Source organism: Streptomyces blattellae (assembly GCF_009709555.1).
In the GTDB taxonomy this organism is placed as follows: Bacteria; Actinomycetota; Actinomycetes; order Streptomycetales; family Streptomycetaceae; genus Streptomyces; species Streptomyces blattellae.
The window spans coordinates 11,802-34,847 of sequence record NZ_WJBG01000246.1 but is presented as its reverse complement, the minus strand read 5'-3'; the positions used below and the strand labels follow the sequence as shown (position 1 = coordinate 34,847).

The following is a 23,046-nucleotide window of genomic DNA, read 5'->3' as shown; positions in this document are numbered from 1 at the left end:
GGCAGGCACCTGAGCCGTCCCCACCAGGAGTACTTCATGCCCATCGTCATCTTCCAGTTGCCCGACGGCACCGAGCGCAAGGTCACCGCCGAGTCCGGTACGGCGCTCATGCAGGCGGCCGTCTCGAACGGCGTCGACGGCATCGTCGCCGAGTGCGGAGGCAACGCCTCCTGCGCCACCTGCCACGTCTACGTCGACGAGCAGCACACCGCACTGGTGGGGCCGCCGAACGGCGTGGAGGAGGAGATGCTGGACTTCACCGCCGCCGAGCGCCGTGCCACCAGCCGGCTCAGCTGCCAGGTCCGGCTGTCCGACGCCCTGGACGGACTGGTCGTCCACGTGCCCGAGGAGCAGGTATGACGTCCGCCGCGGGCGTGGTCGTCGTCGGCGGCGGGCAGGCCGGATACAGCGTCGTCTCGGCCCTGCGCGGCGCCGGGTACGACGGACCGGTCACCGTCTTCGCCGATGAGCGCCATCTGCCGTACCAGCGACCGCCGCTGTCCAAGCAGGCCCACACCGAACCCGACGGCACACGCGTCGAGTTGGTGCCCGAGTCCTTCTACCGGGAGCGCGCCATCGGACTCCGGCTGGGCGAGCGCGTGACCGCCCTCGACACCGCCGCCCGCACGGTGGTCACCGGCACGGGCACCCGTGTCCCGTACGACCACCTGGTCCTGGCGACCGGCGCGCGCAACCGCCGGCTGCCCGTGCCCGGCGCCGGGCTGGACGGCGTACACGCGCTGCGCTCGCTCGACGACGCCCTGGCGATCGGCCGGGCGCTGACGACGGCCCGGGACGTGGTCGTGGTGGGCGGAGGATTCATCGGCCTCGAACTCGCCCAGGTCGCCGTGGCCGGCGGAGCACGCGTGACGGTGCTCGAACTGGCCGGCCGGCTGCTGAGCCGGGCCGTCTCCCCCCAACTGCAGGAGCACCTGCGACAGCGGCACGAACACAGCGGCGTCCGGATCCTCACCGGCACGGGCGTACGGGCCGTCGAGGGCGCCGGACGGGTCGAGAGGGTCGTCACGGACCGTGGCGTGCTCCCAGCGGACCTCGTCGTCTACGGCATCGGCGCCGCGCCGCGCGACGAGCTGGCCCGTGACGCCGGTCTGGCCGTGGACGACGGCGTGATCGTCGACGAGCACCTCCGCTCGGTCACCGACCCGCGGATCTCCGCCGTCGGCGACTGTGCCCGCCATCCCCACCCGCACGCGGCCGGGCTGGTGCGGCTGGAGTCCGTGCAGAACGCCACCGACCAGGGGGCGTTGGTGGGCCGCCGTATCGCGGGGTCAGCGGCCCCGTACCGGAGCCTGCCGTGGTTCTGGAGCGACCAGGGCGCCGTCAAACTGCAGATCGCCGGGCTGCGTACGGACACCGACGAGGTGCGCGTGGTGCCGGGCGACTCCCCCGACCGGCTGGCGGCGTACGCCTTCCGCGGCGACCGGCTGGTCGCCGCGGAGACGCTGAACTGGCCCGCCGAGCACCTGGCCGCCCGCCGGCTGCTGGAGCGGCAGGTGCCGGTCTCGGCCGGCGACCTCACGGGGTCGACGCTCGGCGCCCTCGCGCGGGCCAGACGTGGAGCGGGGGTACGGGCATGAACACCTGGTTCGGTGCCCACCTGGTGGGGAGCGCGGCCGAGGCCGGATCCAGGACCGCCCTGGTCTTCGAGGGCCGAAGCTGGTCCTACGGCGCACTCGACATCGCCGTACGGCGCACCGTCGCCCGCCTCGACACGTTCGGTGTGCGCCGGGGCGACCGGGTGGTGATGCAGGGGGCGGCGCGGCCGGAGGCCTTGATCACGCTGTTCGCGGTCGCCCGGATGGGCGCGGTGCTGGTGCCGCTCCACCCGCAGGTGACCGGTGGCGAACTCGCCGTCGTGTGCGAGGAGACCGCCCCCGTGGCCGTGGTCGCCGACGAGGGCTTCCCGGCGAGTACCGGCCTCCGGCTGACCTGGGCGGACCTGTACCCCGGCGACGAGGGGCCCGAGGCGCCCACCTGTGATCCGCCGGCCGGTTGCGACGTCGCCGTCATCGCGTTCACCTCCGGCACGTCGGGCCGCCCCAAGGGCGTCGCGCTGACCCACGGCAATCTCCACTGGAGCATGGTCAACGGGCTGGCGCGGCTGCCCCTCGGCGAGCAGGACACCGCGCTCGTCGCCACCCCGTTGGCCCATGTCGCCGTACTGGGCGGGCTCCCGCAGTACACGTGGGCGCGGCGCGGGACCGTGATCCTGGCTCCGCGCTTCGACCCCGGCCTGTTCCTCGACCTGGTCCGCGACCACCGGGTCACCTGCGCCTTCGCCGTACCGGCCATGTCGGCCCTGCTGGCCCGTCACCCCCGCTTCGGCGGCGGCGACCTGGACACCCTGCGGTGGGTGCTGTCCGGCGGATCACCGGCTCAGAGCGCCACCCGCGAGATGTTCCGGGCCCGCGGGATCGGTGTGGTCAACTCCTACGGCTTGACGGAGACGAGTGCGGGGGTGACGTACTCCGCGCCCGACGACGCCGCGACCTCCACCGGCCTCCCCGTCCCGCACGTGGAGCTGACCGTGGTGGACGCGACCGGGTCACCCGCACCCACCGGAGCGCCCGGTGAGATCTGGGTGCGCGGTCCGTCGGTCGCGGCCGAGTACTGGACCGCGGCCGGGCCGGTCCCCGTGACCGACGCCGAGGGCTGGTTCCACTCCGGTGACCGGGGCCGCCTCGACGCCGAGGGCCGCGTGGAGGTCGTCGGCCGGGTCAAGGACACCATCATCACCGGGGGCGAGAACGTCGACCCCGCCGAGGTCGAGAACGCCCTGGCCGACCTGCCGGGAGTCGTCGAGGTCGCGGTGTCCGGGACGCCGGATCCGGTCTGGGGCGAGCTCGTGACCGCCTTCCTGGTCAGTGACGCCGGTGAACCGTCCCTGGACGACGTCCGCGCCCACCTCGACGGCCGGCTGGCCCGGCACAAATGGCCCCGTCGCCTCCGCGTCGTACCGGCGCTGCCGCGCGGAGCCACCGGGAAGCTGCAACGGCAGCGCCTCACCACCCTGCTCGGCGACTGACACCTGTCGGGCGCCCTCCCCTCACGCACCCCGACCGCCCTCCACACCCATTCCCGCTCACCGAGATGGGGGCCGGCTCCACCGGCGACATCTCCACCACCCCTCCCCGAGGAGAAGCCATGAGTGCGACCATGCGAGCCGCGCGGATGCACCACGTCGGCGAACCGATGAAGCTTGAGGAACTCCCTGTCCCCGAGCCGGGTCGCGGCGACGTCCGCGTGGCCGTCCACGCCGTCAACATCGTCCCCAATCTCGCCAACATCCTGAGCATGTGGACCACTTGGTTCCCGCACAGCCCCCTGCCGACCCTTCCGGCGATCTTCGGACTCGACCCGGCCGGAGTGGTCGAGGCGGTCGGCGAAGGGGTCCACGGATTCGAGGTCGGCGACCGGGTGTACGTCAACCCGGGCCGCAGCTGCGGCTCGTGCCGCTCCTGCCGCGACAACGACTCGATCAACTGCGCCAGTTACGCCTTCGCCGGGTACTTCGGCTTCTCCCCCACCGCGATCGACCTGCTCGACCGCTACCAGGGCGGCCTCGCCGAGTACATGCTGGCCCCGGCGTACTCGCTGGTGAAGCTCCCCGAGAACCTGTCCTTCGACACCGCCGCCCGCTTCGGCTACCTCGGCACCATGTACTCCGCCCTCCGCAAGGCCGGTGCCGCACCGGGCAAGTCGGTCCTGATCAACGGCATCAGCGGCACCCTCGGCATCGGCGCGGCGCTCCTCGCCCCCGCCTTCGGCCTCACCCACGTCTACGGCACCGGCCGCGACCAGAGCCTGCTCGACCAGGTCGGCAAGCTCGGCGGCGGCCGACTGCACCTGCACTCCCTCAACGACGGCCCGCTCGACGAGTGGATCCGCGAGGAGACCAACGGCTACGGCGTCGACATCTACATCGACGCCCTCGGCCCCGGTGCGCCGCACGAGACCTTCCTGGCCGGTATGCGGGCGATGGCGCGCGGCGGCATCGCGGTGAACATCGGCGCCGTCGCCGGTGACCTGCCCATCGACATCCACCGGATGATGGACCAGCAGCTGCGGCTGATCGGATCGGCCTGGTTCACCTCCGGCGAGGGCCAGGCGATGGCCGACCTGGTGGAAGCCGGTGTGATCGACCTCAGCCCGCTGGAGCACCAGGTGTTCCCGCTGGAACAGATCAACGAGGCCATCGGCGGAATCGCCCAGCGCAACGGCGGTTTCAGCAACTTCGTCATCAACCCCAGGGCCGCCTTCTGAGCCTTCTGGCGATTCCCTCTGACCAGGGGCCGTCGGTCCACTCCCCTATGCCGGCGGCCCCGCCTTTGTCATCCCTTGATTCTTGGAGAACTGATGCACGCGCAGCACGCCCCCCGCCCGGCCGACCCGTTGGACCTCGTGGAACTGGACAGCCTGCTGACCCCTGACGAGCGCGCCGTCCGTGACACCGTCCGCACCTTCTGCGACCGGCGCGTCGAACCGCACATCGCCGAGTGGTTCGAGAACGGCGCGATCGACGACATCCGCGGGCTCACCAAGGAACTCGGGGAGCTCGGCCTGCTGGGCATGCACCTGGAGGGCTACGGCTGCGCGGGCATGAGCGCCGTCGACTACGGCCTGGCCTGCCTGGAACTGGAAGCGACCGACTCCGGTCTGCGCTCGCTGGTCTCGGTACAGGGCTCGCTGGCCATGTTCGCCCTCCACGCGTTCGGTTCGGAGGAACACAAGGAGGAGTGGCTGCCCCGTCTCGCGGCGGGCACCGCCATCGGCTGCTTCGGACTCACCGAGCCCGACTCCGGCTCCGACCCGGGCGGCATGCGCACCACCGCCCGCCGCGACGGCGACGACTGGATCCTCGACGGACGCAAGATGTGGATCACCAACGGATCGGTCGCCGACGTCGCGGTGGTCTGGGCCCGCACCGAGGACGGGATCCGCGGCTTCGTCGTCCCCGCCGGCACCCCCGGCTTCTCGGCCCCCGCCATCAAGCACAAGATGTCGCTGCGGGCCTCCGTCACCAGCGAACTCGTCCTGGACTCCGTACGACTGCCCGCGGCGGCCGTACTCCCCGAGGTACGCGGGCTGCGCGGACCACTGTCCTGTCTCAACGAGGCCCGGTACGGCATCGCCTGGGGCGCCATGGGAGCAGCCCGCTCCGCCTTCCGCACGGCCCTGGCCTACGCGGGCGACCGCGTCCAGTTCGGCCGCCCGATCAGCTCCTTCCAGCTGACGCAGGCCAAGCTGACCGACATGGCCCTGGAGGTGGCCAAGGGCACGCTGCTCGCCTTCCACCTCGGCCGGATCAAGGACGACCGCGGCCTGCGCCCCGAGCAGGTCAGCTACGGCAAGCTCAACAACACCCGCGCCGCGCTGGAGATCTGCCGCACCGCACGCACCGTGATGGGCGCCAACGGCATCTCCCTGGAGTATCCGGTCATCCGGCACGCCAACAACCTGGAGTCGGTCCTCACCTACGAGGGCACCGTGGAGATGCACACCCTCATGATCGGCCAGGCTCTGACCGGGCAGGCAGCCTTCCGATGAGCACGGCGGCGGAAAGCGTCGGCAGGACGGTTGCCGGGCGCCCTTCGGCACCAGCACACGGCCCTGACCTGGCAGAGGCGAAGGCAGACATACACCGGGTCGGTGTCGTCGGCTGCGGCCTGATGGGCTCGGGCATCGCCGAGGTCTGCGCCCGGGCCGGCCTGGACGTGGTGATCCACGAGATGAACGCGGACGCGGCCGAGGCGGGCCTGTCCCGGGTCACCGCCTCGCTCGACCGCGCTGTCCGGCGCGGAAAGCTCTCGGCCGCCGATCGTGAGGCCGCGCTCGACCGAGTGCGGGTCACCACCGATCTCGTGGCCCTGTCCGACCGGGACCTGGTGGTGGAGGCGGCGACAGAGGACGAAGACGTCAAGGTCGGGTTGTTCGCCGAACTCGACCGGATCGTCGGGCGGGAGGACGCGCTGCTCGCGTCGAACACCTCCTCGCTGCCCATCATGAAACTGGGCATGGCCACCACCCGGCCGCACCAGGTGATCGGGGTGCACTTCTTCAATCCGGTCCCGGTGCTGGAACTCGTGGAGATCGTGCCGTCGCTCCTGACGGCGCCTCAGACCCAGTCCAGGGCCGAGGACTTCGCCACGCACGTCCTGGGCAAGAAGGTGATCCGCGCCCAGGACCGGGCCGGCTTCGTGGTGAACGCCCTGCTGGTCCCCTATCTGCTGTCCGCGGTCCGGATGCTGGAGTCCGGCCTCGCCTCCGCGGAGGACATCGACACCGGCATGGTCCTGGGCTGTGCCCATCCCATGGGCCCGCTGAGCCTTGCCGATCTGATCGGCCTGGACACCCTCACCGCCATCGCCGAGGCCATGTACGCGGACTTCAAGGACCCGCTGCACGCCCCGCCGCCGCTCTTGCTGCGCATGGTGGAGGCCGGGCTCCTCGGCCGGAAGTCGGGGCGCGGCTTCCACGACTACTCGGGTTCTCGGCAAGGCGACTGATCCGACGGCGTGGTAATCGCGGCCTGCGCCCGAGCAGCTGAACACGCACGACGAAGGCCCCCGGGGCGGACACCATCCGGGGGCCTTCTGCTCAGTGTCGGATCGGATCAGACGGGCTCGACGACCGGCGGCTTCTCGACGGCCCCCTCAGCGCCCGGCTCCCCGCCGCGCAGCACGACCTCCTTCACGAACACCGCCGCCACCAGCGAGACCACGGCCACCCCGGTCGCGAGGAGGAAGGCCGAGTGGATTCCGGACGAGACCGCGTACTGGTAGGCCTCCCGAACCGCCTCCGGCAGCTTCGCCAGGCTCGCCGCGTCCAGTTGCGCCGTCTGCTCGGTGGCCTGGGATCCCAGTTCCCCGGCCCGCTCGGCCATGACGTCCGCGACCCGGCTGTTGAACAGAGCACCCATGATCGCGACGCCGAAGGAGGAGCCGAGCGTACGCAGCAGGGTGGTCACCGAGGACGCGACGCCCATGTCCTTCATCTCGACGCTGTTCTGCGCGACCAGCATGGTGACCTGCATCAGGAAGCCGAGGCCCAGACCGACGACCGCCATGAAGACGCCGGACGTGACCCGCGAGGTGCCCGTGTCCATCGTGGACAGCAGGTACAGGCCGACGATCATCAGGGCACTGCCGGCGAGCGGGAACACCTTGTACTTGCCGGTGTTCGTGGTGATCCGCCCCGCCAGCACCGAGGTGACCAGCATCGCGCCGAGCATCGGCAGCAGCAGCAACCCGGAGTTGGTCGCGGAGGCCCCCTGCACCGACTGCTGGTACAGCGGCAGGTACAGCGTGGCACCGAACATCACGAAGCCCGTGATGAAGCCCATGACCGACATCAGCGTGAAGTTCCGGCTGCGGAAGATGTGCAGCGGCACCACCGGCTCAGCGGCCTTGGTCTGCCAGTACACGAACCCGATGAGCGCGGCGACACCGCCGATGGTGAGCCCGATGATCTGCCCGGACGCCCAGTCGTACTCCACGCCGCCCCAGGTGGTGACCAGGACGATGGAGGTGATGCCGAGGGTCAGCAGGATGACACCGAGGTAGTCGATACCGGACTTGGCCCTCTTCTTCGGCAGATGCAGCACCGCAGCGATCAGACCCAGCGCGACGACACCGAGCGGCAGGTTGATGTAGAACGTCCAGCGCCAGCCCCAGTTGTCGGTGATGGTGCCACCGACCAGCGGTCCGCCGACCATCGCGACCGCCATGACACCGGCGATCATGCCCTGGTACCTTCCGCGCTCCCGCGGCGGGATCAGGTCACCGATGATCGCCATGACACCGACCATCAGACCACCGGCACCGAGACCCTGCACGGCCCGGAAACCGATCAGCTGGGCCATGTCCTGCGCCATGCCGCTGAGTGCGGAGCCGATCAGGAAGAGCACGATCGAGGACATGAAGGTGGTCTTGCGGCCGTACATGTCACCGAGCTTGCCCCAGACCGGGGTGGCCGCCGCGGTGGCCAGCGTGTACGCCGTCACCACCCACGACAGGTGCTCGGTGCCGCCGAGTTCGCCCACGATCGTCGGCATCGCGGTACCGATGATCATGTTGTCGAGCATCGCGAGCATCATCGCGATCATGAGCGCGAACATCACGAGCGTGGTGTTCCTGGGTTGCTCCTCAGCCTCTGCGTCAGCTGAGTCGACCGCGTCGACTGCCTGTGTGTCCGCCATCGTTCCCACTCCCTAGGACTGCGTCCCTGATCTGCCTGTTGTGCTGCGTGTTGTTATGCGGAATCGCTCAAACCCGGGCACTTACTTGTCGCCCGGCAAGTTGACTACACTCGGAAAGGTAGACCGGGAACTAGCCGGGCGTCAAGTAAGTTATCTAGTCGGACGGCAAGTAAGTTTCCAGAGGGCATGAGGAGCGCGAGAATGGGCGGCACGATGGAAGGCACCAAGCAGCGGCGCCGCGGGGACACCCGCCAGCGCATCCAGGACGTGGCGCTCAAACTCTTCGCCGAGCAGGGCTACGAGAAGACCTCGCTGCGCGAGATCGCAGAGCGCCTCGACGTCACCAAGGCGGCGCTCTACTACCACTTCAAGACGAAGGAAGAGATCCTTGTCAGCCTCTTCGAGGACCTGACGCAGCCGATCGAGGACCTGATCGAGTGGGGCAGGCGGCAGCCGCCCACCCTGGAGACGAAGCAGGAGATCGTCCGCCGCTACAGCGAGGCCCTCGCCGAGGCGCTCCCGCTCTTCCGCTTCATGCAGGAGAACCAGGCGACATTGAAGGAACTGCGCACCGGCGAGAGGTTCCGCAACCGCATGCTGGGCCTCCGCGACATCCTCATCGACCCGCACGCCCCGCTGGTCGACCAGGTCCGCTGCGTCAGCGCGGTCTTCACGATGCACGCCGGCATGATCGCCCTCGACGACCTTCCGGGTACCGACGAGGAGAAGCGCAAGGCGGTCCTGGAGGTCGCGACCGCCCTGATCACCGAGGCACACCAGGCCACGCACGCCGCGGCTGCGCAGGCGCGGTGATCTGAAAGCATCGGCGCCGCACCGTCCCCGAGGCCGAGTTCAGTGGCCCGCGCCACCGTGGCGCCGCCTGCCTCGCGGCAGCGTCAGGATTCTCCCGGCAGGTCGGGGAAGAGGGCGCGGGCGCGATGCAGGTCGGGTGCGACGAAGACTCCGTCGGCGGTGACCAGGTCAGTGGCAGGGTCCTCCTGGGTGGTGACCGACCCGGTCACGAAAATCTTGCGGTCATCCGTGCCCGTGACTCGGCCGAGGACCCTCAGCGGTGTTTCCAGCGGGACGGGCCGGCGGTAGCGCAGCTGAAGGGAGACGGTCAGGCCGGGCATTCCCGCGGCTACGCAGGCGCGGCCCATGGCCTCGTCCAGGAGCATGGCGCTCATGCCGCCGTGACCGTACCCGGGCGGGCCCTCGTGGGCGATGCCCAGCGTGCAGTGGCCGATCAGGCCGTCCGACGTGGGCGTCATGTGCAGGGGTGGGGCCAGCGGGCTGCCGGCCCCGGTGACCGGGCTGTACATCCGTGGCCCCGCCGGGAACTCGTCCACCTCGGGAATCTCCGCACGGGCCCGCCGTCGCCCCGTCAGCTGACCGGTGAGGTGACGGACACCGTCTGCCACACGGTGGAGGGTGTCCGGGGAGGCAGCGGTTCGAACTGTGGCGTCCACCAGGGCGCGCAGTTCGTGTCCGAGGCCGGCGATGGCCGCCTTCTGGTGCGCCAGGTCCTCGGCTGTCCCTCGTGCGGGCGGGTCGGTGCGGGAGGTGTGCATCGGGTTTCTGAGTTCGGCGGGAGGGCGGGGCGAGGTCCGGGTGAGGTCAGTCATCGGCCCGGACGAAGACGGGCTTGAGGTGCCTCTCCGGCAGCGCGGCCGGCAGGTCCTCCCAGTCGATGACATGGGAGACGACCTTCTCGGGGGCGACCTTGCCCGAGGCCGCGAGTTCGAGGGCGTCGGGGATGTGCGCGCGTACGCTGTCGCGGGCGATGCGCAGGGTGACGCCGGTGAGGTACATGTCGAGCAGGGGCAGTTCGCCGGGGCGGAAGTGGTTGCCCGCCGATTCGCAGATCCCTTCCGGGGTCAGGCACTTGACGGCCAGGGCGAGCTGGTCGACGCGGCCGGTGGCTTCAACGGCGATGTCGTAGCTCTGCGGCATCGGCTCCAGCACCTCGGCCGTGGCGGCGCCGTATCCCCTGGCCAGCGCACGGTGTTCGGGCTCCGGATCGACGTAGAGCACCTCGGAGGCGCCGAGGGCGCGGGCGATGTCGCAGACGTACAGGCCGATGCTGCCGCGGGCGACGACCAGCACCCGCGCTCCGGGGCGGGCCTTGAGGTGGGGGGCGACCAGGCGCCAGGCCAGGGACCAGTTGTCGCTGGCGGAGGCCATGGCGACCGGGTCGAGGCCGGTGGGCAGGGGTACGAGCATGGCGTCGGCGTAGGGCACGCGGACCAGGTCGGAGAAGAGTCCGCCCCAGCTGCCGCCGATGGGGGCGCCGTACATCGCCATGTAGGGCACGGCGGAGCAGTGGGCGGTCAGCCCGGACCGGCAGCGGTCGCAGCTGCCGCAGCTGATGGACCAGGGCACGACGACAAGGTCGCCGGGGGCCACGGCGGTGACGGCGTCGCCGGTCTCGACGACCCGGGCGACGCACTCGTGGCCGAGGGCGAAGGGCGGGTCGATGAAGCCATGGCCGGCGAGGATGGAGGAGTCGACGTCACAGGGGGTGGCGGCGACCGGAGCGACGATCGCCTCCCCGTCCGACTGGAGTTTGAGGTCGGGCGCCTCACGCCACTCGACGGTGCGCTTGGCGACGTAGGTCAGTTCACGCATCGGTGCGCTGCCCCTTCGCCAGAGCCACCAGGTCGGCGTACCGGATGACCGCCCCGCCGGCGCCCCAGGTGCCGTCGGGCTGCTCGTGCACCAGCACCCACACCCGCAGGGCGTCGTCCGAGGCCAGTCCGGCAGCGGCCAGCACGGTCTTCGTCGCCTCCTCGACCAGACCGGCCTTGCGGCGCTCGGAGAGGGCACCCTGCGGGACGGTGACCTCCACCAGGAAGCGCGGTGCGTCGTCCTCGGCAGTGGTCTGGGCGCCCTGCTCCAGTTCGACCAGGTAGCTCCAGGCCTGGGCGCGGAAGAAGGCGGTGTCGGGGGCGCCCTCCCAGCGCAGCAGTACCGCGGCGAGGTCCCGCTGGACGCTGCTGCGGCCTTGTTCGGTCAGGGCGCCGGCCGGGGCCGTGAGCCGGATCATCGGCATGGACATCCCTCTCTCTGCGTTTCGTGCGACGGCATGCGTCTATGACGGTCGTTATGGACGACGACCACGCTAGACTATGACGATCGTTATAGCCAGTGGGGTCAGAAGGGATCACGTACGTGACCAAGCCCAGCCCGTCAGCACGCGAGCGGATCGTGGCCGGTGCGGCCGACATGATCAGCCGACGCGGCCTCAACGCGACGAGCATCCGCGAGATGGCCAAGCACGCCGGGGCGCCGCTCGGGTCGACGTACCACTACTTCCCCGAGGGCAAGCAGCAACTGGCCACCGAGGCCGTGCGTTTCACGGGCGAGTGGACCGCGCGCTGCCTGCGCAAGGAACTGGCGGCGGGTCCGGTCGCCGGTCTGCGGGCCTTCCTCACCCTGTGGCGCAAGATCGTCGTCGACAGCGACTTCCGGGCCGGCTGCCCCGTGCTCGCCGTCGCCATCGAGGAACCCGCCGGCGACGAGACGCCGGCCGCCCTCGCGGCCGCCGCCGACGTCTTCACCACATGGGAGAGCCTGCTCGCCGACTCGTTGCGCGAGCACGGCGCCGAGCCCGATCAGGCGGCCCAGCTCGCGACGCTCATCGTCGCGGCCGTCGAGGGAACCGTGGCCATGTGCCGCGCCAAGCGCAGCACCCAGCCCCTCGACCACACCGCGGAACAGTTGCAGGCGCTCGTCCTCGCCACGATGAAGGCCTGAGCCGGGCCACACTCGACGTCCCGGACTTCAGACGCCCACCGCGGCGCGGACCGCCGCGACTCTCTCTGCTCGGTGAAACCCCCAACGCCCCGTCTGCCCCGCGACGCCTGGCACGCACTCCCCCAGAGGGGCCCCAGCTGCGTTGCCGAAACGCCCGAACAGCTCCGCCATGAGGGCGCACCGGCGCCTTGCGATCGCACGCTCCCCCGTCGCCGCGCCATCGCCACCGCGGCCCGCCCTCCGGGCGGACGACGGGACGTTCGAAACACGCCCTGGTCGATCACCCGGAAGTTGACCCACCACGCCCGCGCCGGTTTTCTCCACTCCACAGGCCACCGCAAGCGCGGCCGGCACAGGCTCAATGGCCTCGGCCCGGACCTCCGGCCGCCGAGCGGCATCCATGACCCCTGGGTCGATCACCATCAGGTCGTGCCCCACCTCGGGCACCGCCACCGCGTCTCGGTCAGCTGCTCGCCCGTACGCGACAGTCTCGATTGCCCTGAGGCTCTGCCGCTGCCCGGGAGCAGGCACCGAGGCCGGCGAATGCCTGCGGAACCGCGTCGGGCACCGGGGAGCGCCTGGGCCTCCGGCCGGAGACGGCGCGTGGCTTGTGTCGTGCCACCGCATGCCAAGGCGCCGTCGCCGGCCGTCCGTTCACCCCTGCCGGGGTATCCACACACGCATCGCGCCGTCGCTGCGGTTCGCCCAGGCGTAGTAGGGCACGGCGGTCAACCCGACGGGCCGGTCGGCGAGTCGGGTGTGCGCGGCGTCGGTGGGATACGGCCACCAATCGGTCTCGTCCGGCGAGAGACGTCGACCGGAGGCGACGATGGTGGCGACGCCGCCGAGCAGATCGGGGCGTTCGCGCACAACGGGAGCCGTAGCGGGGTCGAGTACGACACCGTCGAGACCACCGGCGTTGTCGGCTTCCTCCAGGCAGTACACCAGCGGACCGCGCTCCAGCGCCACGCACCCGCGCACGGCGTCGGCATAGGGGTGCGGGTGGGTCAGGCGCACCGGCAGGTCGAGTTCGAGCCGGACGGTGTCGCCCGGCCGGAAGGCCTGGGTGAGGCGCAGCCAGCCGCGCTCCGGCTGTTCCCGCACGGGCGTTCCGTTCACGAAGAGACGGAACTGCCCGCACCACGCGGGAACCCGGAGGGAAAGGGTGCGCTCCTTTGCGGGAGCGTCGTCGACGGTCACGGTCACCGTGCCGTGCCACGGGTACTCGGTGCTCACGCGTACCGCGAGGCCGCTGCCCGCGTACTCGCCGGTGGCGTACTGGTGCAGTTGCAGACCGCCGTCGTCGGCGCTGGCGAAGTAGTGCGGAAGGCCGGCCAGCAGGCGCATCGCGTTGGGCGGGCAGCAGGCGCAGCGGACCAAGGCGTCCGCTGCGAGGTCTGGTCGCCGGGCCGCTCGTGTGTGTGCGCACGCCGCTGCAGCGGATTGACGTACAGCCAGGTACGCCCGTCCAGGCCCACACCACTGAGGAAGCCGTTGTACAGCGTGCGTTCGATGAGGTCCGAGTGGCGGGCCTCGCCGGTGAGCAGCGCCATCCGCCAGCTGAAGTGAACCGAGGCGATGGCAGCGCAGGTCTCGGTGTACGCGCGGTCGCAGGGCAGCTCGTACGCGTCCCCGAAGGACTCCCAGTCGTGCCGGGAGCCCATCCCTCCGGTGAGGTACGTCTTCCGGGCCTTCCTCGACGAGCCGTTCACCACCGGCACCCAGGAGGGCGAGACCTCCCTCAAGGACGTCGACTTCGACGGTTCCCCGCTCACCCGCCGCGCCGCCTGGGGGCGCTGCCTCAAGGCCAACTTCGACTTCGCGCGGTCGCGGCTGTCGTACATCTACAACCAGATGTTCTTCACCTACGAGGGCGCCTGGGAGGCCCACGAGGGCCTGCGGGTGATCGGCTCGACGTTCTACGAGGGCAAGAAGCGCAGCCACGCGATCCTGGGTGAGGCCCTCGGGACGGTGCCGTTCCTCGGCGAGGAGGTCCTGGTGGGCCCCGACGGCGAGGACCTCGACCTGTACCACTCGCTCTTCTACCACGACCAGACCGCCCGCTTCACCGACGACTACGTGCAGATCGTGGGCAAGGGTCTGGCGAAGAGCAAGCTCGACGCGGACGGCGAGATCGTGCGGCGACTGCCCTACGGCAAGCACTACACCGGCATCACCGCGGCGGGCCTCACCCGCGAGAACACCTACGTCGGCAACTACGGCGAGGAGGCCTCCCAGTACCTCGGCGAGTACTTCTTCAAGACCTGGGGCCACGAGGGCGACGAGGAGCTGAACGACGAGATCCTCAAGCTCACGCTGCGCAACCTGCACGCCCGCGCCCACACCCGCTACCCCGCGGCGGACGACAGCGGCATCAACCGTCTGATGCGCACCGAGGGCGTCATCGACGAGCGCAACGTCTACTCCCCCGGCATCCCGGGCTACTGCATCCGCATCAACCGGGGCCAGTCGCTCTTCCTCGCCGCCGTCGAGGCGCACATGGCCGCGCACGCCGACCGTTACGCAGGCAGCGGCTGGGACATGTACTGGGAGTACGCCCGCCAGGCCGTCGGCATCTCCCAGCAGCAGCTCGCCGACCGCCAGTACTTCAACCAGTTCAACGCCGTCACCCAGTGGCTCAAGGTCGATCTGCGGCTCGCCGAGACCTGGGCGTATCTCACCGGCGGACGCGCGACGTACGACCGCTTCGGCACCGTCAAGGCGAAGCGGGTCCTGCCGCAGACCGACTTCCGCTCCTACAGCGCCGCGGAGATCGCCGAACTGGGCGTGGACCCGGCCGACTACGAGCGGTTCGCCTGGGTCGACGTCGACAACATGTTCGTGTCGATGCGCGACGGCGACACCCGTATCTTCGGCTCGCTCTACGTCCAGAACCGGGGCGTCGCGGGCAGCGGGCGGCTGCACGTCATGGCCCCGGCCCATGAGCACACCGTGCAACTGCGCACCAATGGCCGGTTCCAGTTCCGCGACTACTGGGCCCGCACCGGCAACATCGACGCCGACTTCATGGAGGACATCAACACCGGCGACGACTGGGCACCGCAGGCACCGGCCGGGAAAATCTGCCCGATCGCCTACCAGCCGGGCGTCGGCACGATCAGCCGCGAGAACTTCGAGCCCGACCACCCCTACTCCGGGTACGTCGACTTCCTCACCGCCCGCTACGGCCGGTACCTCTTCGGGATCAACACCACGTGCGAGGTCCACGAACTCGTGGCCCGCCGCGTCCGCCGACTCCGGGTGAAGCGCGCGGATGGTCTTCGCCGGCTGTCTCCGCGTCACCGGACCGCGGCTCGCGGCCCTCTCGGCGGCTCGGCCGTGGACGCGTCATGCGGTGCGGCCAGGGGCGGGGCACATGGGGCGCGATCACCGTCCGAGTGCCTCACACCGTGTTCCGCCGGCACGAGGACCGCCCGGCCCTGGACCCGGGTCACCGACACCGCGCCGGCCGCGGCGGCGAGTTGCGCGGCCTGGCGACAGCACGGACCGGGCTTCGGTCCGCACCACCGTTCCGGCACGGACGCCCGGCCCGCTGGCGTTGATCACGAGTCCGCAGCGGCACCCGCCTGCGGCCTGAGCGCGTCGGAGAGGAGGTCGAGCAGACGGTCGATCTGCTGCCGGGGAGAGTCGGCCGCCATGGCGAAGAACACACCGATGAGCATCGTCGTGACATCCTCCGCGTCGACATCCGCACGGAGCGTGCCTTCCGCGACACCCTGCTCCAGGATGTCGGCGATCGTGGCAGTGACCCGTTCCCGCGAGGGAGGCGGGATGCGCCTGGCGGCGAACCCGGCCCGCAGCGTTTCCATCATCCCGCGCTTGGTGGCGACGAAGGTGGCGTAGCGACCCATCCAGGCCCGGAGCGCGACGTCGGCGGGGTACCGTTCGAGCAGGGCGGGGACGCTCGCCGTGACGCTGTCGAGTTCGGCGGAGTAGACGGCGTCGATGAGGCTTTCGCGGGTGGGGAAGTGGCGATACAGCGTCCCGATCCCGACCCCGGCCTGCCGGGCGATGGCCTCCAGCGCGACCGGGCCCTCGGCTGCCGCGAAGGCGGCCTGCGCGGCGGTGAGGAGCTTCTCGCGGTTGCGACGCGCATCACGGCGGCCCGGCCGGCCGGCGGCATCCGGCGAGTCGGCCGGTGTGCGGGCCGGTGACGCTTCGGGCGGTCTCAAAACGGAGGCACCTCCGGTAGTGCTACGGTGGACGTAACGGAGGATCCTCCGTTTTTATCATTCTCTCACGAGAGCAGGTAGCCATGACGTCCGCAGGCACCCCCACCTCCGACGCCACTCCCGCCGGGGCCCCGCGCCCCGGCGGCGCTGGTTCGCTGGCCGGCCGAACCGTCTCGCGCGTCGGGTACGGCTCGATGCAGCTGGCCCGCCTGCAGAGCGACCGCAGTGCCGCCGTCGCCCTGGTACGCCAGGCGATCGACCTCGGCGTCGACCACGTGGACACCGCCCAGTTCTACGGCAGCGGCTTCGTCAACGAGGTGATCCGCGAGGCGATACGTCCCCAGGACGACGTCCTGATCGTGAGCAAGCTCGGCGCCACCTCCGACCCCGACGGACCGGTCCCGGTGCGTCTGGCGCAACGGCCCGAGGAGCTGCGGGCCGAGATCGAGGCCGAGCTCACCACCCTCCAGCTGGAGCAGATCCCGGTGGTGAACCTCCGCCGCGTCGATGGCGCGCACATGGGACCCCCCGTCCCGGACGACCAGGTGGTCGACCTCGACGACCAGCTCGCGGAAATGATCGCGTTGCGCAATGAGGGCAAGATCGGTGCGATCGGGCTGAGCAGCGTGACCTTGGACGTACTGCGCCGCGCCCTGCCGGCCGGCATCGTCTGCGTGCAGAACCCCTACAGCCTCGCCTCACGCGAAGACGAGGACATGCTTGAGTTCTGCGCGCAGGAGCAGATCCCCTGGGTGCCCTACTTCCCCCTCGGCGGCGCGTTCCCGGGTCGCCCGAAGGTGACGGACGAGCCTGCCGTGCTCGCCGCCGCCGAGAAGCTGGGATGTTCCCCGGTGCAGATCGGCCTGGCCTGGCTGCTGCACCACGCCCCGAATGTGCTGCTCATCCCGGGCACCACCAACGCCGGTCACCTTGAGGCGAACCTGGCGGCGGGCGCGGTCACGCTCGACAAGGAGACGCTCGCCGAACTCGACGCGGTCCCCACCCGCTCGCCCGCTGCCCCGCAGCACTGACGCAGCTTGAGGGTGGAGTTGCGGACGACCGTCACCTCGGCCGGTGACGGCCGGTCCGTCCGCCCCACCGAGCCCGGCTGAAGCAGACGGCTGTCCACTACGGGAGACGTAGGGGGCAGCCGTCCGGCTGTCGGGCCGAGCCCACGCGCACCCACACCTTCACCGGCCTGCATCCACCAGACCCCGAGCGCGTCCGCGCGAGCCCACGCGCCTCCAGCAACTGCGCCGCGCCCCAGCAGAATTGGCGAGGGCTCCGGTCACCGACTCACGAGCCTGCGCCTATCCCGCACTTGCAAACCGGACAGTCGTCCGCTACGTTTGCCAGGAGTAACGGACTACTGTCCGCTTAGCTCGGAGCAGGGCGGGCGGACGGTGGCGTCACGACCGGTGCCGATGGCCCGGTCGGTCCGTGAGAGAAGCCTGTCGGCTTCCACCCCCGCAACAGGCGGGGGCTCCAACGGTCGCCCGCTGGGGTTCCTGCTTCATCGACGACTGCCCCGTCCGGGAGGACTCCCGTTGAGGTCGATCACGACGAGTTCACGCCCGTACCACGCCCATGTGTGCTCTTCCAGCGCCTTGTTGTACACGAGGCGGACGCAGCCGAACGTACTTGACCTGTTGCGTCACACCTCACGTTCTGTCAGCTCCCGTGTGAGTGGCGCGGGTCGGCCGGGATGCGGTGGACGCCGGTCCGCCGGCGGCGAACCGGCTCTGCCTGCCCTGCTCCGCAGGAGCTTCGTTTCCTCCCGGCCTGAAGGCCGGGTTTCCACGAAGGAAGACCTGATGAGCGGACACTCCCCGCAGGCCACAGCGATCGCAACCCCGGACGCGCAGGCCGACTATGTGCTCGGAAGCTCCGACCAGGAGCATCAGCGACTCATGCTGCAGGCGCGGATCCTGCGGCCCTCGACGGAGCAGTTTCTGCGCCTGGGAGGTCTCGGGCCAGGCATGTCCGTTCTCGACCTCGGCTCGGGGATGGGTGATGTCTCGATGCTGGCCGCCGAGATCGTGGGACCGCGCGGCCGGGTCCTGGGCATCGACCGCGACCCGGTGACCACGGAGAAGGCCCGGGTCAGGGCGCGGGACGAGGGCTTCGGCAAGAGCCTTGAGTTCCAGGTCGCCGACCTCGACGACTTCGAGGCCACGGAACGCTTCGACGCCGTGGTGGGCCGCTTCGTCCTGCTGTACCAGAACGATCCGGCCGCCACGCTCCGACGGTTCGCCCGCTTCCTGCGGCCCGGCGGCGTACTCGTCTTCCACGAGATCGACTTCACGGTGCAGAACCCCAGTTGGCCGCCGGCCTCCCTGTGGGACGACAGCTACCGGCTGCTCACCGAGGTGTTTCTGGCCAACGGCACTCCGCCGGACTTCGGGCGACGGCTGAACCGCACCTTCCTCGATGCCGGACTGCCCGGCCCGACGCTCGAATGCCACGCCTCCGTCGCGTCGGGCGGGGACTCGCCGATCGTCCCGTGGCTGGCGTACACGCTGCGCAGCCTCGAACCCGCCCTGGAGAAGATGGGCCTGTCCCTGCCCGAGGGCCTCGTGGCCGACGACACCCTGACCGACCGGCTGGAGAAGGCAGTGCGGGAACAGGGCAGCCAGATCCTGGGATCCTTGCAGTACGGCGCCTGGGTCCGAGTGCCGTAAGGCGCAGTCGGCCATGGCGTGGGCCGGACATGCGCGGGTGGCCACGAGTTCTCCCGGGCGAACCAAGTGAACCGGGTGAACCGGGTGGACCTGGTGGACCGGGTGGACCTGGCGAACCGGACGGCTGCAGCGGCATGGGGGCGGAGCGAGTCTCCCGGCGGAGGCTCGCTCAGCCATGTGCGGCTCGTCGACAGCCGGCTGCGGTCGGCCGTGGACCACAGCAGCGGCAAGGCCCACCACCACGCCGGCCTCACGGACCGGCCGACGTCGGCGGATGCGGGCTCCGCACCTCGGTGCCCGAGCCCCGATGGACGGGCGGCCGCACCGGTACTCGATCGCCGAACGGCCGCGCGGAGCCCGCCGGGTGAAGCGGAGGACGGTCAGGACGCCCCGTCGAGCAGACGTTTGGGGTGCATGCCGTCGACCATCCCGAGGAAGGGCGGATGGATGCTGTAGCCGAGCATCCGGCGGAGGTCCTCCGACACCGCTCGGACCGTGTCCGGGGTGGTGGACAGGGTGAACGCCTCCTGCGGCCGGAGCCACGGCTCGCAGTACTGGGCCGTGACGGCAAGACGGGCACGGTCGGACGCGTTGGCGCCTCCCCCGTGCCACAGGGTGCCGACGAAGAAGACGCACGAACCGGGCGGCATGACGGCCTTCACCCGGGCGTCGCCGTCGGCCGGCCGGCGGTCGCCCCAGCGCTGACTGCCCGGCAGCACCACGGTGGCGCCGTTGTCCTCGGTGAAGGCGTCGATGGCCCACACCGTGGCCGCGCTCAGCGGCGGCCGGGGTCGGGGCACGGGGTACATGCCGTCGTCGGGGTGCAGCAGCTGGGCGCTCTCGCCGGGTTGGATGTTGATGACCTGGAGTTGGGAGAGCAGGTAGTTGGGCATGAGCAGCCGGTCCAGGAGGGCCAGCACTCTCGGGTGGTCGACCAGCCGGTCACAGGCTCGGGTCTTGTTGAGGACGCTGTAGACGCGTTGGGTCCGCTCGCCCTCGAAGGTGTTGCGGCCGGTCCGGTCCAGCAGAGGGGTGACGGCCGACCGGATCTCCTCGCACTCGGACTCGGTGAGCAGGTCCTCCAGGATGACGTATCCGTCGCGCTCCACGGCGGCGAAGTCGGCGTCGACCACCTCGTCCGGGACCGTGGCTCCACTGCTTTCTGTGGCCTTGTGCCGTCGGGCCAGGTCGGTGTGAAGGCCGTCGAGCGAGTCGATGTTGTCCACACGGCTGTGGCCGGGGTCCTGTACGTCGGGCAGGTGAGACACGCGTTGTGCTCCTTTGTGCTCCTTGATGGGGACGTTGCTGAGACAAGAGCCATGAGGCCGGGTACGGACTCCCGCGCCTGACAGCTGTCACGACGACAGCTCGTCCAGGCGTCCGAGTTCCTTCTCGGTGAGCCGGAACGTCTGCGCGCCGGCGCTCTCCTCGGCCTGCTTCGCCTTGGAGGCGCCTGGGATCGCCACCACGGTGTCGCCGTAGAAGTTGATCAGCCAGTTCAACGCCACCTGAGCGCGGGAGACCCCGTACGCGTCGCCGATCCTGCCCAGCTCACGCACCAGGTTCCGACTGCGCTCCAGGTCCCGGGCGCGGCCGAACATGGCCTTGCGCAACAAGGGCGCCCGGCGCAGGGCGGCGGGATCGTCGTGGAAGCGTCCGGTGAGGATGCCGGCCTGCAACGGCGAGTACGCGATCAGCGTGACACCCAGCTTGCGGGCGCTGTCCAGCACGCCGTTGCGCTCGACGGTGCGGTTCAGCAGGCTGATCTGCACCTGGTTGGCAGCCAGTTCGACACCCTCTGCGCGCAGGGCAGCGGCTGCCCGGGACATCTGGCGGGCGCTGAAGTTGCTCACGCCGATCGACCGGATCTTGCCGGCCCGCAGCAGCTTGGCCATCTCGCGCATCTCGCTCTCGACGGGCGAGAGACTCCAGGGCTGATGGATCTGGTAGAGATCGATGGGGTAGCCCTGCAACGCGTCGGCACGGCCGTCGATGGTGCGCGACATGTTCGAGGCCCGGCGACCGAAGGGCAGCCACTTGGTCGCGATCACCGCCTCGCCGGGCCGCACACCTGCCGCCCGCAGACCGGTGGTCAGCGCCCGCTCGGATTCTCCACGACCGTACCCCTCCGCCGTGTCGAACCAGTTGACTCCGCCCGACAAGGCGGCCTGGACCACGGCGCCCGACTCCCGCGTGGAATAGACCCGAGAGGTCATCCCGCTCACGGTCATTTGCGCGCATCCGAGGCCGATGGGGGTTATCTCGATGTCGGTCGTGCCGAGCCTGCGCCTCTCGACCATCCCACCTCCAAGGTTCGGCCTTCTTCAGCTCGGTGAACACCCGCACGTGTCCGTGCCGTTGGGGCAGCGCCGTCCACGGCGCCGGTGAACCCTGTCGCGGTGATCCGGCCGGCCGCCGTGGTCAGGCACGGACCGATGAGCTGGTGCTGCGGGTGCGCAGAAGCACGCCGACAGCCACTTTCACGCCGTAACGGCCAAGCAAACCGGACAGCTGTCCACTATCGATAAACGCTAGCGGACGGCCGTCCGGGTGGCAAGCGCGATCAACCTTCCCACGCCGGAGCACTCCCTTCGGGAGCGGTCACCCCGAACTCGCGCCCAGGGTCGCCTGACACCCTTCATCCTTGCCAACCGGACAACCGTCCGGTACGTTCTCCCCCAGTAGCGGACTGCTGTCCGCTTAGCTGGCCGAGCGCCCGCGACCGCGGCGACCAGTGCCGCTGCGGCGCACACCGCGAACCAAATTACGGGTCCCGCCCACGCGACCTTCCAAGACAACGGAGTTCAACAATGAATCTGCCCCGCCGAACCGTGCTGACCGGCGCGGCCGCCGCCGCGGCCGCGGCCACCCTGGCTTCGTCACCCGCGACCGCGGCGCCCTGGGGAAGCCGACCCACCGGCTCAACACCCACGGCGAGCGCCCGCATCCTGCTCCGCAACGGCCATGTGATCGACACCGAGCCCCAGCCGGTAGCCCAGGCCGGCACCGATGTCCTGATCGAGAGAGGGCGGATCACGGCCGTCGGGCGCAACCTCAGCGCCGACGGCGCCACCGTCATCGACGCCACCGACCGGATCGTGCTGCCGGGGTTCGTCGACACCCACCGCCACGTATGGCTGTCGGCGCTGCGCAGCGCGACCGTGGGCCTGGACCTCAACTCGTACCTCGGCGTCCTGGGGCAGTACGGCCCGCGGTTCCGCCCGCAGGACATGTACAACGCGACCCTGGCCGGCGCGCTGGAGAGCCTGAACGCCGGAATCACGACTCAGCTGGACTACTCGCACGGGCTCTACACGCCCGAGGAAGCCGACGCGGCGATCGACGCCCTGCAGGCGGCGGGACTTCGCGCGGTGTTCACCTACGGCGCGGTCGACGCAAACCCCGACCTCGCCGATGTCCGCCGGGTCCGCACCACGCGCCTGTCCGACGACAAGGCGCTCGTCACCATGGCGTACGGCCCGCTCGGCCCGTCCTTCACGCCGATAGAGACGGTTGTCGAGGAATGGCGTGTGGCAGACGACCTGAACCTGCCGCTGTCCTTCCACGTCAGCGCCGGCCCCGTCACGCCGACGCCGATCTCCGCCCTGCGCGAGCGCGGCCTGCTGCGCCCGAACACGCTCTACGTGCACGGAAACTCGCTCGATGACAACGAGCTCAAGCTGATCGGCGACTCCGGCGGCAAGGCCGCCGTGACGCCGGCCTCCGAGGCACAGATGCGCGTCGGCGCACCGGTCGCGAGCCGCTACCGGCGCCTCGGCGTCACCACCGGCCTCGGCGTCGACGCGGTGTCCTCGGTCCCCGGCGACATGTTCTCCCTGATGCGGGCAGCGCTGCTCGCCAGCCAGATCACCGACGACTCACCGCTGACCGCCAAGGACGTCCTGCGGATGGCCACGCTCGACGGCGCCACCGCGCTGGGGCTCGCCGATCGGATCGGTTCCCTGCGCCCCGGCAAGCAGGCCGACGTCGTCCTGCTGCGCCTGGAGGACCTCGACATGCTCACCGCCGAACGCGACCCGATCGCAGCCGTGGTCCAGGCCGCCAATCCCCAGAACGTGGACACCGTCATCGTCGCGGGACGGCTGATGAAGGCCGCGGGCCGACTGGTCCACGCCGACCTCCGCCGCACCGCCCAGGCGCTGCGCTCCACCGCTGCCGCGATCAGCGGCAGCTGACC

At 70.5% G+C, this 23,046-nt stretch carries 19 protein-coding genes and 2 pseudogenes; 12 read left to right on the top strand and 9 right to left on the bottom strand.

Features of this window, described 5'->3' with window-relative positions:
• Positions 1-36: 36 nt before the first annotated feature.
• The 6 genes from GFH49_RS36485 to GFH49_RS36460 all read left to right on the top strand — a co-directional run bounded on the left by GFH49_RS36485 (position 37) and on the right by GFH49_RS36460 (position 6,527).
• On the top strand, positions 37-360 hold the full coding sequence (locus GFH49_RS36485) for a 2Fe-2S iron-sulfur cluster-binding protein (RefSeq protein WP_155060355.1): 324 nt from the start codon (positions 37-39) through the stop codon (positions 358-360).
• Positions 357-1,598, top strand: a complete 1,242-nt coding sequence (locus GFH49_RS36480; protein ID WP_155060354.1) for an NAD(P)/FAD-dependent oxidoreductase — start codon at positions 357-359, stop codon at positions 1,596-1,598. The genes GFH49_RS36485 and GFH49_RS36480 overlap by 4 nt, the downstream gene beginning before the upstream one ends.
• The gene (locus GFH49_RS36475) at positions 1,595-3,046 is read left to right on the top strand and encodes a class I adenylate-forming enzyme family protein (RefSeq protein ID WP_155060353.1); all 1,452 of its coding nucleotides are present in this window, start codon (positions 1,595-1,597) and stop codon (positions 3,044-3,046) included. Before GFH49_RS36480 ends, GFH49_RS36475 begins: the two co-directional genes overlap by 4 nt.
• A 119-nt stretch (positions 3,047-3,165) precedes the next feature.
• The gene (locus GFH49_RS36470) at positions 3,166-4,284 is read left to right on the top strand and encodes an alcohol dehydrogenase catalytic domain-containing protein (RefSeq protein ID WP_155060352.1); all 1,119 of its coding nucleotides are present in this window, start codon (positions 3,166-3,168) and stop codon (positions 4,282-4,284) included.
• A gap of 93 nt (positions 4,285-4,377) precedes the next feature.
• On the top strand, positions 4,378-5,568 hold the full coding sequence (locus tag GFH49_RS36465) for an acyl-CoA dehydrogenase family protein (protein ID WP_155060351.1): 1,191 nt from the start codon (positions 4,378-4,380) through the stop codon (positions 5,566-5,568).
• A 68-nt stretch (positions 5,569-5,636) separates the two neighbouring features.
• Positions 5,637-6,527, top strand: a complete 891-nt coding sequence (locus GFH49_RS36460) for a 3-hydroxybutyryl-CoA dehydrogenase (RefSeq protein WP_196218251.1) — start codon at positions 5,637-5,639, stop codon at positions 6,525-6,527.
• 107 nt (positions 6,528-6,634) lie between these two features.
• On the opposite strand, the gene GFH49_RS36455 is transcribed toward GFH49_RS36460, so the two are convergent.
• Entirely contained in the window at positions 6,635-8,218 is a 1,584-nt protein-coding gene (locus GFH49_RS36455) for an MDR family MFS transporter (RefSeq protein WP_155060349.1), read from the bottom strand.
• Positions 8,219-8,419: 201 nt separating this feature from the next.
• Between GFH49_RS36455 and GFH49_RS36450 the strand changes: the two genes are divergently transcribed.
• Complete coding sequence (locus GFH49_RS36450) at positions 8,420-9,031, top strand: TetR/AcrR family transcriptional regulator (RefSeq protein WP_155060348.1); 612 nt, start codon at positions 8,420-8,422, stop codon at positions 9,029-9,031.
• 83 nt (positions 9,032-9,114) lie between these two features.
• On the opposite strand, the gene GFH49_RS36445 is transcribed toward GFH49_RS36450, so the two are convergent.
• Genes GFH49_RS36445 through GFH49_RS36435 form a run of 3 tightly spaced genes read right to left on the bottom strand, consistent with a single transcriptional unit; the run spans position 9,115 to position 11,270 of the window.
• Entirely contained in the window at positions 9,115-9,843 is a 729-nt protein-coding gene (locus tag GFH49_RS36445; protein WP_230396703.1) for a PaaI family thioesterase, read from the bottom strand.
• Positions 9,836-10,846 (bottom strand): zinc-dependent alcohol dehydrogenase, encoded by a 1,011-nt coding sequence (locus GFH49_RS36440; protein ID WP_155060347.1) that lies wholly within the window; start codon positions 10,844-10,846, stop codon positions 9,836-9,838. The genes GFH49_RS36445 and GFH49_RS36440 overlap by 8 nt, the downstream gene beginning before the upstream one ends.
• A complete protein-coding gene (locus GFH49_RS36435) occupies positions 10,839-11,270 on the bottom strand; it encodes a tautomerase family protein (RefSeq protein ID WP_155060346.1) in 432 nt (143 codons plus the stop codon). Before GFH49_RS36435 ends, GFH49_RS36440 begins: the two co-directional genes overlap by 8 nt.
• Before the next feature lie 119 nt (positions 11,271-11,389).
• Between GFH49_RS36435 and GFH49_RS36430 the strand changes: the two genes are divergently transcribed.
• A complete protein-coding gene (locus GFH49_RS36430) occupies positions 11,390-11,974 on the top strand; it encodes a TetR/AcrR family transcriptional regulator (protein WP_155060345.1) in 585 nt (194 codons plus the stop codon).
• A 654-nt stretch (positions 11,975-12,628) separates the two neighbouring features.
• Here the strand turns inward: GFH49_RS36430 and GFH49_RS36425 are convergent.
• Both GFH49_RS36425 and GFH49_RS36420 read right to left on the bottom strand, forming a co-directional pair.
• Positions 12,629-13,659 (bottom strand): annotated as a pseudogene (locus tag GFH49_RS36425) (glycoside hydrolase family 127 protein); the annotation flags it as partial.
• 1,878 nt (positions 13,660-15,537) lie between these two features.
• Positions 15,538-15,984 carry a TetR/AcrR family transcriptional regulator gene (locus GFH49_RS36420; protein ID WP_328288318.1) on the bottom strand — a complete coding sequence of 149 codons (447 nt, stop codon included), beginning with the start codon at positions 15,982-15,984 and terminating at the stop codon, positions 15,538-15,540.
• On the opposite strand from GFH49_RS36420, the gene GFH49_RS41330 reads away from it, so the two are divergent.
• Positions 15,964-16,149: a hypothetical protein gene (locus GFH49_RS41330; protein ID WP_328288319.1), complete on the top strand. Its 186-nt coding sequence runs from the start codon at positions 15,964-15,966 to the stop codon at positions 16,147-16,149. The genes GFH49_RS36420 and GFH49_RS41330 overlap by 21 nt on opposite strands.
• Positions 16,150-16,250: 101 nt before the next feature.
• Positions 16,251-17,198, top strand: a complete 948-nt coding sequence (locus GFH49_RS36415) for an aldo/keto reductase (RefSeq protein WP_155060343.1) — start codon at positions 16,251-16,253, stop codon at positions 17,196-17,198.
• A gap of 548 nt (positions 17,199-17,746) precedes the next feature.
• On the opposite strand, the pseudogene GFH49_RS41695 reads toward GFH49_RS36415, so the two are convergent.
• Positions 17,747-17,800, bottom strand: a pseudogene (locus GFH49_RS41695) (helix-turn-helix domain-containing protein); the annotation flags it as partial.
• A 181-nt stretch (positions 17,801-17,981) separates the two neighbouring features.
• Here GFH49_RS41695 and GFH49_RS36405 point away from each other — a divergent pair.
• Positions 17,982-18,848, top strand: coding sequence for a class I SAM-dependent methyltransferase (locus GFH49_RS36405; RefSeq protein WP_155060342.1), 867 nt, complete (start codon positions 17,982-17,984; stop codon positions 18,846-18,848).
• A 380-nt stretch (positions 18,849-19,228) separates the two neighbouring features.
• On the opposite strand, the gene GFH49_RS36400 is transcribed toward GFH49_RS36405, so the two are convergent.
• Both GFH49_RS36400 and GFH49_RS36395 read right to left on the bottom strand, forming a co-directional pair.
• Positions 19,229-20,116, bottom strand: a complete 888-nt coding sequence (locus GFH49_RS36400; RefSeq protein WP_155060341.1) for a phytanoyl-CoA dioxygenase family protein — start codon at positions 20,114-20,116, stop codon at positions 19,229-19,231.
• 87 nt (positions 20,117-20,203) lie between these two features.
• Positions 20,204-21,148, bottom strand: a complete 945-nt coding sequence (locus tag GFH49_RS36395) for an aldo/keto reductase (RefSeq protein ID WP_155060340.1) — start codon at positions 21,146-21,148, stop codon at positions 20,204-20,206.
• A gap of 510 nt (positions 21,149-21,658) precedes the next feature.
• Between GFH49_RS36395 and GFH49_RS36390 the strand changes: the two genes are divergently transcribed.
• Positions 21,659-23,044, top strand: a complete 1,386-nt coding sequence (locus GFH49_RS36390) for an amidohydrolase family protein (RefSeq protein WP_155060339.1) — start codon at positions 21,659-21,661, stop codon at positions 23,042-23,044.
• The last annotated feature ends 2 nt before the right edge of the window (positions 23,045-23,046 follow it).